This window comes from Streptomyces sp. NRRL B-24572, from assembly GCF_002156145.1.
Lineage (GTDB): Bacteria > Actinomycetota > Actinomycetes > Streptomycetales > Streptomycetaceae > Streptomyces > Streptomyces vietnamensis.
The window spans coordinates 1-5598 of record NZ_MWIG01000244.1 but is presented as its reverse complement, the minus strand read 5'-3'; the positions used below and the strand labels follow the sequence as shown (position 1 = coordinate 5598).

4 protein-coding genes are annotated in these 5598 nt (G+C 70.8%); all 4 read left to right on the top strand.

Features of this window, described 5'->3' with window-relative positions; genetic code table 11:
- The coding region (locus tag CCN56_RS44570) for a methionine adenosyltransferase domain-containing protein (RefSeq protein WP_256961980.1) at positions 1–225 on the top strand (225 nt) is incomplete at its 5' end.
- A 5-nt stretch (positions 226–230) separates the two neighbouring features.
- Complete coding sequence (locus CCN56_RS15230) at positions 231–1214, top strand: carbohydrate kinase family protein (protein WP_086827306.1); 984 nt, start codon at positions 231–233, stop codon at positions 1212–1214.
- Positions 1211–4669, top strand: a complete 3459-nt coding sequence (gene metH, locus CCN56_RS15225) for a methionine synthase (RefSeq protein ID WP_086827304.1) — start codon at positions 1211–1213, stop codon at positions 4667–4669. The genes CCN56_RS15230 and metH overlap by 4 nt, the downstream gene beginning before the upstream one ends.
- A complete protein-coding gene (metF, locus tag CCN56_RS15220; RefSeq protein ID WP_086827302.1) occupies positions 4666–5529 on the top strand; it encodes a methylenetetrahydrofolate reductase [NAD(P)H] in 864 nt (287 codons plus the stop codon). The genes metH and metF overlap by 4 nt, the downstream gene beginning before the upstream one ends.
- The last annotated feature ends 69 nt before the right edge of the window (positions 5530–5598 follow it).

Here is a 5598-nt window from a genome sequence, read left to right as displayed (position 1 = left end):
TTCGTCGAGACCTTCGGCACGGGCACGCTCCCGGACGAGAGGATCCAGGAGGCCGTGAGCCAGGTCTTCGACCTGCGCCCGGCGGCGATCATCCGCGACCTGGACCTCAAGCGGCCCATCTACGCGGCGACGGCGGCGTACGGCCACTTCGGGCGCGAACTCCCCGAGTTCACCTGGGAGCGCACCGACCGGGTGGAGGCCCTGAAGACGGCGGCGGGGGTCTGAGGGAGATGCGCATCGCTGTCACGGGATCCATCGCGACCGACCATCTGATGACCTTCCCCGGCTGGTTCAGCGAGCAGCTGCTCGCCGACCGGCTCGACCGGGTCTCCCTGTCGTTCCTCGCCGACAACCTGGAGGTCAGGCGCGGCGGAGTGGCAGCGAACATCGCCTTCGGACTCGGCGTCCTCGGCCTGCGGCCGGCCCTCGTGGGTGCGGTCGGCGCCGACTTCGAGCCGTACCGGGTCTGGCTGAAGGACCACGGTGTGGACACCGACTCGGTGCGCGTCAGCGAGTCGCTCCACACCGCCCGCTTCGTCTGTACCACCGACCGGGCCCAGAACCAGATCGCCACCTTCTACGCCGGGGCGATGGCCGAGGCGCGCGAGATCGACCTCTGCGAGGTCGTCGCCCGCACCGGCCGCCTGGACCTTGTCCTGGTCTCCCCGGACGACCCCGAGGCCATGCTCCGGCACACCCGCACCTGCCGTGACCTGGGGATCCCCTTCGCCGCCGATCCGTCGCAGCAGCTGGCGCGGCTCGACGGGGAGCAGGTGCGGGAGCTGGTGGACGGGGCCCGGTTCCTGTTCACCAACGAGTACGAGACGGCCCTCCTCCTGGAGAAGTCCGGCTGGACCGAGGCGGAGGTCCTGCGCCGCGTCGACACCTGGGTCACCACCCACGGCGAGGCCGGCGTCCGCATCCGCGGCGAGGGCCGGGACCCCCTGGCCGTGCCGGCCGTCGAGGTCCCCGCCGTCGTCGACCCGACCGGCGTCGGCGACGCCTTCCGGTCCGGCTTCCTCGCCGGCTGGCTGTGGGGCGTGCCGGAGCGGTGCGCGGCGCAGCTGGGCTGCGCGGTCGCGGCGACCGTCCTCGACTACGTGGGGACGCAGGAGTACCGGCTGCACCGCGACTCCCTCCTCGACCGGATCAGGACGACGTACGGGGTGGGCTGCACGGCCACCCTGGTCACCCATCTGAGGGGGCTGACATGAGGCGCTCCCTCCGCGAGGAGTTCGCGACGCGGGTCGTCGTCGCCGACGGGGCGATGGGCACCATGCTCCAGGCCGCCGACCCGACGATGGACGACTTCACCGGCCTCGAAGGCTGCAACGAGATCCTCAACCTCACCCGCCCCGACATCGTCGCCTCCGTCCACGACGCCTACTTCTCGGTCGGCGTGGACTGCGTCGAGACCAACACCTTCGGGGCGAACCTGGCCGCGCTCGCCGAGTACGGCATCGAGAACCGGGTGTACGAGCTGTCCGAGGCCGGCGCCCGGATCGCCCGGGGGGTCGCCGACGCCCACACGGCCGTCGACGGCCGCCCCCGCTGGGTCCTCGGCTCCATGGGACCCGGTACGAAACTGCCGACCCTGGGCCACGTCACGTACGAGCCCCTCCGCGAGGCCTTCCAGCAGAACGCCGAGGGCCTGATCCGCGGCGGCGCCGACGCCCTGCTCATCGAGACCTCGCAGGACCTGCTCCAGACGAAGGCGGCCGTCATCGGCGCCCGCCGGGCCCTGGACTGGGTCGGCGTGGACCTGCCGGTCATCGTGCAGGTCACGGTGGAGACGACCGGCACGATGCTGCTCGGCTCGGAGATCGGGGCGGCCCTGACGGCCCTGGAGCCGCTCGGCATCGACATGATCGGCCTGAACTGCGCCACGGGCCCGGTGGAGATGGCCGAGCACCTCCGCCACCTGTCGCGGCACGCCCGCATCCCGATCTCGGTCATGCCGAACGCGGGCCTGCCGGTGCTGACCTCGGACGGCGCCCATTACCCGCTGTCGCCGGCCGAACTGGCCGACGCCCAGGAGCAGTTCGTGCGGGAGTACGGGCCGGCGCTGGTGGGCGGCTGCTGCGGTACGACTCCGGAGCACCTGCGGGAGATCGTGGAACGGGTGCGGGGCGCGGCCGTACTCGACCGGCAGCCGGTCGCGGAGCCCGGCGCTTCGTCCCTGTACAGCCATGTGCCGTTCCGGCAGGACACCTCGTACCTGGCGATCGGCGAGCGGACCAACGCCAACGGTTCGAAGAAGTTCCGCGAGGCCATGCTCGAAGGCCGGTGGGACGACTGCGTGGAGATGGCCCGCGACCAGATCCGCGAGGGCGCGCACATGCTCGACCTGTGCGTGGACTACGTGGGCCGCGACGGCGTCGCCGACATGGCGGAGCTGGCGGGCCGGTTCGCGACCGCGTCGACGCTGCCGATCGTGCTCGACTCCACCGAGGTGGGGGTGCTGAGGGCCGGCCTGGAGAAGCTCGGCGGCCGCGCGGTGGTCAACTCGGTGAACTACGAGGACGGCGACGGCCCCGAGTCACGGTTCGCGCAGGTCACGGCCCTCGCGAAGGAGCACGGCGCGGCGCTGATGGCGCTGACGATCGACGAGGAGGGCCAGGCGAGGACGGCCGAGCACAAGGTCGCGATCGCCGAGCGGCTCATCGCCGACCTCACGGGGACGTGGGGGATCAGGGAGTCCGACATCCTGATCGACACCCTGACCTTCACCATCTGCACGGGCCAGGAGGAGTCGCGGGGCGACGGCATCGCGACGATCGAGGCGATCCGCGAACTGAAGCGCCGCCACCCGGACGTGCAGACGACCCTGGGTCTGTCGAACATCTCCTTCGGCCTGAACCCGGCGGCCAGGATCGTCCTGAACTCGGTGTTCCTCGACGAGTGCGTCAAGGCGGGCCTGGACTCGGCGATCGTGCACGCCTCGAAGATCCTGCCGATCGCCCGTTTCGACGAGGAGCAGGTCACCACCGCCCTCGACCTGATCTACGACCGGCGCGCGGAGGGCTACGACCCGCTGCAGAAGCTGATGGCCCTGTTCGAGGGGGCGACGGCCAAGTCCCTGAAGGCCGGCAAGGCGGAGGAGCTGCTCGCGCTGCCGCTGGAGGAGCGTCTCAAGCGGCGGATCGTCGACGGCGAGAAGAACGGCCTGGAGGCCGACCTCGACGCGGCGCTGTCGGAGCGGCCCGCCCTGGACATCGTCAACGACGTGCTCCTGGACGGCATGAAGACGGTCGGCGAGCTGTTCGGCTCCGGCCAGATGCAGCTGCCGTTCGTGCTCCAGTCGGCGGAGGTGATGAAGACCGCGGTGGCCTATCTGGAGCCGCACATGGAGAAGTCCGACGCGGAGGGCAAGGGCACCATCGTGCTCGCGACCGTGCGCGGCGACGTCCACGACATCGGCAAGAACCTCGTGGACATCATCCTGTCCAACAACGGCTACAACGTCGTCAACATCGGCATCAAGCAGCCGGTCTCCGCGATCCTGGAGGCGGCCGAGGAACACAACGCCGACGTCATCGGCATGTCGGGCCTCCTGGTGAAGTCCACCGTGATCATGAAGGAGAACCTGGAGGAGCTCAACGGCCGGGGGCTGGCCGCGAAGTATCCGGTGATCCTGGGTGGGGCGGCCCTGACCAGGGCGTACGTCGAGCAGGACCTGCACGAGCTGTACCAGGGCGAGGTCCGCTACGCCCGCGACGCCTTCGAGGGCCTGCGGCTGATGGACGCGCTGATGGGAGTGAAGCGGGGCGTCCCCGGAGCCGTACTGCCGGAGCTGAAGCAGCGCAGGGTGCCCAAGCGGGAGACCCCGGTTCTCGAAGTACGGGAGCCCGAGCCGGCCGGCCGCTCCGACGTGGCCGCCGACAACCCCGTACCCGAGCCCCCCTTCCTCGGGACGAAGGTCGTCAAGGGCATCCCCCTCGACGCGTACGCCCCCTGGCTGGACGAGACCGCCCTCTTCAAGGGCCAGTGGGGCCTGAAGGACAACGGGACCATCGAGGCGGAGGGCCGACCGCGCCTGCGGGCGCTGCTCGACCGGATCGAGCGGGAGGGCCTGGTCGAAGCGGCCGTCGTCCACGGCTGGTTCCCCTGTGTGTCCAAGGGCGACGACCTGATCGTCCTGGACGAGGACGGAGGCGAGCGGACCCGCTTCTCCTTCCCCCGCCAGCAGCGGGGCCGCCGCCTCTGCCTGGCCGACTTCCACCGCGCCGAGGACTCCGGCGAGGTGGACGTGGTCGCCCTCCAGGTCGTCACCGTCGGATCGCGGATCGGGGAGGAGACGGCCCGGCTCTTCGCCGCCGACGCCTACCGCGACTACCTCGAACTGCACGGCCTGTCCGTTCAGTTGGCGGAGGCGCTCGCCGAGTACTGGCACGCCCGGGTGCGGGAGGAGTGGGGCATCGGCGCTGCCGACCCCGTCGGCCTGGAAGGCATGCTGCGCACCGAGTACCAGGGCTGCCGCTATTCCCTCGGCTACCCGGCCTGCCCGGACCTGGAGGACCGGGCGAAGATCGCCGAGCTGCTCCGCCCGGAGCGGATCGGGGTCGAGCTGTCGGAGGAGTACCAGCTGCACCCCGAGCAGTCCACGGACGCGATCGTGGTCCACCACCCGGAGGCGAGCTACTTCAACGCGGGAGGCCGACGGCTGTGACCCCCACCTTCTCCTTCGAGTTCTTCCCGCCGAAGACGGACAAGGGCGAGCAGACCCTGTGGGACGCGATCCGGCGCGTGGAGGCGCTGAAGCCGGACTTCGTGTCGGTGACGTACGGGGCGGGCGGCTCGTCCCGCGACCGGACCATCGAGGTCACGAAGCGGATCGTGACGGAGACGACGATGCGGCCCGTCGCCCATCTGACGGCCGTCGGGCACTCGGTCGCCGAGCTGCGGGCCATCATCGGCGCGTACGCGGACGCCGGCGTACGGGACGTGCTCGTGCTGCGCGGCGATCCGCCGGGCGATCCGCGGGGGGAGTGGACCCCGCACCCGGACGGATTCCGCTACGCGTACGAACTCGTCGAACTGGTCCGCTCGCTGGGCGAGTTCAGGATCGGGGTGGCGGCCTTCCCGGAGGGCCACCCGAGGTCCGTCGACGCCAGGAGCGATCTGGCGCACTTCCTCGCGAAGTGCCGGGCGGGTGCGGACTACGCGATCACGCAGATGTTCTTCGACCCCGAGGACTACCTGCGGCTGCGGGACCGGGTCGCCGCCGCCGGCTGCGACACCCCGATCATCCCGGAGATCATGCCGGCCACCGACGTACGCCAGATCCGGCGCTTCGCCGAGCTGAGCGACGCGGCCTTCCCCGAGGACCTGGCGCACCGCCTGGAGGCGGCGAAGGACGACCCGGCGGCCTCGTACCGCATCGGGGTCGAGCACGCGACGCGGATGGGCCTGCGGCTGCTCGACGAGGGTGCGCCGGGCCTGCACTACATCACGCTCAACAAGTCGACGGCGGCCCTGGAAATCCACCGAACCATCCTGAGTGCAAGGAGAGTTGCAGCGCATGTCTGACACCACCGGCTTTACCGACTACAAGGTCGCCGACATCAGCCTCGCGGAGTTCGGCCGCAAGGAGATCAC